The sequence below is a fragment of the Amycolatopsis sp. genome (genome assembly GCF_035546795.1).
In the GTDB taxonomy this organism is placed as follows: domain Bacteria; phylum Actinomycetota; class Actinomycetes; order Mycobacteriales; family Pseudonocardiaceae; genus Amycolatopsis_E.
The window spans coordinates 1-5,606 of the sequence record NZ_DASZWC010000063.1; the positions used below are offsets into that span (position 1 = coordinate 1).

Annotated in this window: 4 protein-coding genes; 3 read left to right on the top strand and 1 reads right to left on the bottom strand. The window is 69.4% G+C overall.

Translation table 11 applies throughout. From position 1 onward, the window contains the following. From VHD82_RS31650 to VHD82_RS31660, 3 genes are all read left to right on the top strand, one after another. Window positions 1–1,514: carboxyl transferase domain-containing protein (locus tag VHD82_RS31650; RefSeq protein WP_325712338.1), on the top strand; the 1,514-nt coding region annotated here is incomplete at its 5' end. 5 nt (window positions 1,515–1,519) lie between these two features. After that, window positions 1,520–3,478: an acetyl/propionyl/methylcrotonyl-CoA carboxylase subunit alpha gene (locus VHD82_RS31655; protein ID WP_325712340.1), complete on the top strand. Its 1,959-nt coding sequence runs from the start codon at window positions 1,520–1,522 to the stop codon at window positions 3,476–3,478. Beyond that, complete coding sequence (locus VHD82_RS31660; RefSeq protein ID WP_325712342.1) at window positions 3,475–4,629, top strand: acyl-CoA dehydrogenase family protein; 1,155 nt, start codon at window positions 3,475–3,477, stop codon at window positions 4,627–4,629. The genes VHD82_RS31655 and VHD82_RS31660 overlap by 4 nt, the downstream gene beginning before the upstream one ends. Before the next feature lie 157 nt (window positions 4,630–4,786). Here VHD82_RS31660 and VHD82_RS31665 read toward each other — a convergent pair. After that, the coding region (locus VHD82_RS31665) for a hypothetical protein (protein ID WP_325712344.1) at window positions 4,787–5,606 on the bottom strand (820 nt) is incomplete at its 5' end.

Sequence of the window (5,606 nt, forward strand, 5' to 3'; positions counted from 1 at the left end):
ACGAGCGGCTGGTGGCCGAGCTGGCAGCCAGGACGGCGGCCGCGGCGGCCGGCGGTCCCGAGCCGGCCCGGCAGCGGCACCTGGCCCGCGGCAAGCTGCTGCCCCGGCAGCGGCTGGCCACCCTGCTCGACCCGGGGTCGCCGTTCCTGGAGCTGTCCCCCCTGGCCGCCGACGGCCTGTACGACGGCGACGCCCCCGGGGCCGGCATCATCTGCGGCGTCGGCCGGGTCAGCGGCCGGGAGTGCGTGGTGGTGGTCAACGACGCCACCGTCAAGGGCGGCACCTACTACCCGATGACCGTCAAGAAGCACCTGCGCGCCCAGGAGGTGGCGCTGCACAACAACCTTCCCTGCATTTACCTCGTCGACTCCGGCGGTGCCTTCCTGCCCGCGCAGGACGACGTGTTCCCCGATCGCGAGCACTTCGGCCGCATCTTCTACAACCAGGCCACCATGTCCGCGCGCGGAATCCCGCAGATCGCGGCCGTGCTGGGCTCGTGCACCGCCGGCGGCGCGTACGTCCCGGCGATGAGCGACGAGGCCGTGATCGTGCGGAACCAGGGCACGATCTTCCTCGGTGGCCCGCCCCTGGTGAAGGCCGCGACCGGCGAGGTCGTGACGGCGGAGGAACTCGGCGGCGGTGACGTGCACTCCCGTCAGTCCGGGGTCACCGATCACCTGGCCGTCGACGACGCGGACGCGTTGCGCATCGTCCGGTCGATCGTGTCCACGCTCGGCCCGCGCAGCCCTCGCCCGTGGGACGTGCGGCCTTCCGACGAGCCGGTCGTGGATCCCCGGCAGCTTTACGGCGCCGTGCCGACCGACTCACGAACCCCTTATGACGTAAGGGAAGTCATCGCGCGAATCGTGGACGGCAGCCGGTTCGCCGAGTTCAAGAAGGAGTACGGCACCACGCTGGTCACCGGGTTCGCGCACATCCACGGGCACCCGGTCGGCATCGTCGCGAACAACGGGGTGCTGTTCTCCGAGTCGGCGATGAAGGGCGCGCATTTCATCGAACTGTGCGACAAGCGTTCGATCCCGTTGGTGTTCCTGCAGAACATCAGCGGTTTCATGGTCGGCCGCAGCTACGAGGCCGGCGGGATCGCCAAGCACGGCGCGAAAATGGTCACCGCGGTGGCGTGCGCCAGGGTGCCGAAGCTGACCGTGATCATCGGTGGCTCGTTCGGCGCCGGCAACTACTCGATGTGCGGGCGCGCGTATTCGCCGCGGTTCCTGTGGATGTGGCCCAACGCGCGGATCTCGGTGATGGGTGGCGAACAGGCCGCGCAGGTCCTTTCCGCGGTCCGGCGGGACGCCGACGACGAGGAAGCGTTCAAGGACGGCATTCGCGCGCAGTACGAGGAGCAGGGCAACCCCTACTACTCGACGGCGCGGTTGTGGGACGACGGCGTGATCGACCCGGCGGACACCCGCACGGTGCTCGGGCTCGCGTTGTCGGTCGCGGCGAACGCGCCGCTGGAACCTGTCGGCTACGGCGTTTTCCGGATGTGATGAGCGTGTTCGACACAGTACTGGTGGCCAACCGCGGCGAGATCGCGGTGCGCGTGATCCGCACCCTGCGGGAGATGGGTATTCGTTCCGTCGCCGTCTACAGCGATGTGGACGTGGATGCCCGCCATGTCCGCGAAGCGGATGTGGCCGTGCGGATCGGTCCGGCCGAAGCCGCGAAGAGTTATCTGTCCATTCCGGACATCCTGCGCGCGGCGGAGGACACCGGCGCGCAGGCGGTCCATCCCGGATATGGCTTTCTGGCTGAGAATTCGCGGTTCGCCGCCGCGTGCGCCAAGGCGGGCCTGGTGTTCATCGGGCCGCCTGCCGAGGCGATCGACGCGATGGGTGACAAGATCCACGCGAAGGCGAAGGTCTCGGCCGCGGGGGTACCGGTGGTACCTGGTCTGTCCGAACTGGACGATGTTGCCGCGGCCGCCGCCGAGGTCGGTTACCCGCTGCTGCTCAAGCCGTCCGCGGGCGGTGGCGGCAAGGGCATGCGGCTGGTGACCGACCCGGCGGATCTCCTCGCGGCGGTGGAATCCGCACAGCGCGAGGCGAAAGCGTCGTTCGGCGACGACAGGTTGCTGCTGGAGCGGTTCGTCACCGATCCGCGGCACATCGAAATCCAGGTGCTCGCCGACGCGCACGGCACCGTGCTGCACCTCGGTGAGCGCGAGTGCAGCCTGCAGCGGCGGCACCAGAAGATCATCGAGGAAGCGCCGTCGGTGCTGCTGGACGAGGCCACCCGGGAGCGGATGGGCGCGGCGGCGGTCGAAGCCGCGCGCTCGGTCGGCTACACCGGTGCGGGCACGGTCGAGTTCATCGTGTCCGCGAAGGCGCCGGACGAGTTCTTCTTCATGGAGATGAACACCCGGCTGCAGGTGGAGCATCCGGTCACGGAGCTGGTGACCGGGCTGGATCTCGTCGAATGGCAGATCCGGGTGGCTGCCGGTGAGCCGCTTTCCTTCGGGCAGCAGGACATCCGGCTCAACGGACATGCCGTCGAAGCCCGGGTGTACGCGGAGGATCCGGCGCGTGGGTTCATCCCGACCGGCGGCACCGTGCTCGGTGTCGGCGAACCGGCCGGGGTGCGGGTGGACTCGTGGCTGGCCGAGGGCGCCGTGGTCGGTTCGAACTACGACCCGATGCTGGCCAAGGTGATCGCGTGGGGCCCCGACCGCGCTGCGGCCCTGCACAAGTTGGACCGGGCGCTCGCGGAGACTTCGGTACTCGGGCTCACCACGAACATCTCCTTCCTGCGCGCGCTGTTGCACGATCCGGATGTCCAGAGTGGACAGTTGGACACCGGCCTTGTCGAGCGCCGGCTGGAAGAGCTCGTGGCACCCGCGCCGATCGACGAGTTCTTCGTCGCCGCGGCGCTGGACAGGCTGGTCAATCTGATGCCGTCGGGCGCTGTGGTCGACCCGTGGGAAGTGCCGACGGGCTGGCGGCTGGGCGCCGCGGGCGGGGTCACTTTCCGGTTGCGCGCAGGGGAAACCGAAGCGCTCGTGCGGGTCGGGGGCACGCCGGACGCCGCGCGGGTGAGCGTGGACGGCGCCGCGCCGGTGGAGGTTTCCGCCCGGTTGCGCGGAAACCAGCTCGAACTGCGCTACGCGGGCGAGTTCCGGCGTTACCAGCGCGCCGTCGACGGCGACCTCTGGTTGGCCCGCGACGGTCGCGCGATCGCCGTCGGGGAGCGCCCGAACCTGCTGGCCACGCATGGCGACGTGAGCGAAGGTGGCCCGGTCGTGAGCCCGATGCCGGGCACCGTGCTCGTGGTGAAGGTTTCGCCAGGGGAGCCGGTCACCGCCGGTGCGCCCCTGGTCGTGGTGGAAGCGATGAAGATGGAGCACACCGTGGTGGCGCCGGTCGACGGTGTGGTCTCGGAACTGCTCGTCCAGGCGGGCCAACAGGTCGCGCTGGACGAAACACTGGCCGTGGTGACCCCGGAGGCGGAAAAATGATCGACTTCAGGCTCGAACAAGAGTACGAGGCGCTGAGAAAGACGGTGCACGACTTCGCGCAGACCGAGGTCGCGCCGGTCATCGGCGGGTTCTACGAGCGCGAGGAGTTCCCGTACGACCTCGTCGCGCAGATGGCCCGGATGGGCCTGTTCGGGCTGCCCTTCCCCGAGGAGTTCGGCGGGATGGGCGGCGACTACTTCGCGCTCTGCCTGGCGTTGGAGGAGCTGGCGCGGGTGGACTCCTCGGTGGCCGTCACTCTCGAAGCCGGTGTTTCGCTGGGCGCCATGCCGATCTTCCGCTTCGGCACCAGGGAACAACGGGAACGCTGGCTGCCGGAGCTGTGCGCGGGCACCATGCTGGGCGCGTTCGGCCTGACCGAGCCCGGCGGTGGCTCCGACGCCGGCGCCACCCGCACCACGGCGAAACTGGACGGCGGCGAATGGGTGATCAACGGCAGCAAGGCTTTCATCACCAACTCTGGCACCGACATCACCGGGCTCGTCACCGTCACCGCCGTCACCGGGCGGAAAGCCGATGGCAGCAAGGAGATCTCGACGATCATCGTGCCATCGGGCACGCCCGGGTTCACGGTGGCAGGCAAGTACTCGAAGGTGGGCTGGAACGCCTCCGACACCCACGAACTGTCCTTTTCGGACTGCCGGGTGCCCGCGGTGAACCTGCTCGGGGAGCGTGGCCGGGGCTATGCGCAGTTCCTCTCCATCCTGGACGAGGGCCGGGTGGCCATCGCCGCGCTGAGCGTCGGGCTGGCGCAGGGCTGCGTGGACGAATGCGTGAAGTACGTGGGCGAGCGCGAAGCGTTCGGGCACAACATCGGCAGCTACCAGTCGATCCAGTTCAAGATCGCCGACATGGAGACGCGGGCGCACACCGCGCGACTGGCCTACTACGCGGCGGCGTCGAAGATGCTGCGGGGCGAGTCCTTCAAGAAGGAGGCGTCCATCGCGAAGCTGGTCTCCTCCAATGCCGCGATGGACAACGCCCGTGACGCCACGCAGATCTTCGGCGGGTACGGGTTCATGAACGAGTTCCCGGTGGGCCGGTTCTACCGGGACGCCAAAATCCTCGAAGTGGGCGAGGGCACGAGCGAGATCCAGCGGATGCTCATCGCCCGCGAGCTGGGCTTGCGCTGAACTACTGGCTGAGGAGGGCGGCGACAACGGTGGCGCCGCCATTCCTGCAGCACAGGTTGCTGGGCCGACCCCCAATAACGCGGTCCAGCCCTCGGGGATGTCTTGGAACACCCTCTTACGCCAAGAATGTCAGCAGTCCGCTGACACTTCGCTGACATCAGGCCGTGCGCGAAGCCTCGGCGAGGATGCGCTCGGCCTCGGGGGCCAGGATCGTCGAGCCCATCTCGCGTAACGCGTCCCTGGCCTGGCGGGCCAGCGCGACGGCGTCGATCCGGTCGCCGGCGTCGATCCGGTCGCCGGCGTGCCAGAGCGCGTCGGCCAGCCAGATCAGCGAACTCGCGGCGGCCCGGCGATCGCCGAGGTCGGTGAAGATTTCGTGGGAGCGACGGGCGGTCGCGGCCGCTTCGCCGAACTTTCCTTGCGCCGTCTCGACGCGGCTGCGCAACTGGAGGAGCCAGCCCTCGTCGTGCGGGTTGCCGGTCAGCAGCGGGGCCGCGTCGGCGCAGGCGGTTTCGGCCGTTGCGATGTCACCGAGCAGCAGCGCGGCGCGGGCCAGCTCGCGCAGCAGGCCCGCGGACAGCGACGGCACGCCCAGCGCCGACGCCTCCTTGCTGGTCTTTTTCAGGATCCACACCGCTTCCCGGGTGCGGTCCAGCTGTTGCAGCGTCTGCGCCAGCGTGCGGTTGGCCGTGCAGCGCGCGATCCGGTCCGGGCCGGACTCGGCGATCCGGACCGCGCGTTCGGCCGTGCCGAGGTCCGGTTCGTTCCGCATCATCCGGCAGAAGGTCACGCCGGTGAGGCTGAAGACGAGTTCGGTGGTCGCGCCGAGATTCTCGAAAGCCTGTGCACAGGCGACGAAAGTCCGTTCGGACTCGGCGACGTCCTCGGCGAGCGAAGCCTCCGCCCGGCCGTAATCGGCCCGCCACGCAACGAGTTCGTCGCCCGCGGCCCTGGCGGTTTCGGCGTGCCGGCGCCGG

What these genes read in the sequence shown, in the direction of transcription:
- VHD82_RS31660 (WP_325712342.1), top strand. Translation starts at nt 3,475, where the DNA reads ATGATCGACTTCAGGCTCGAACAAGAGTACGAGGCGCTGAGAAAGACG.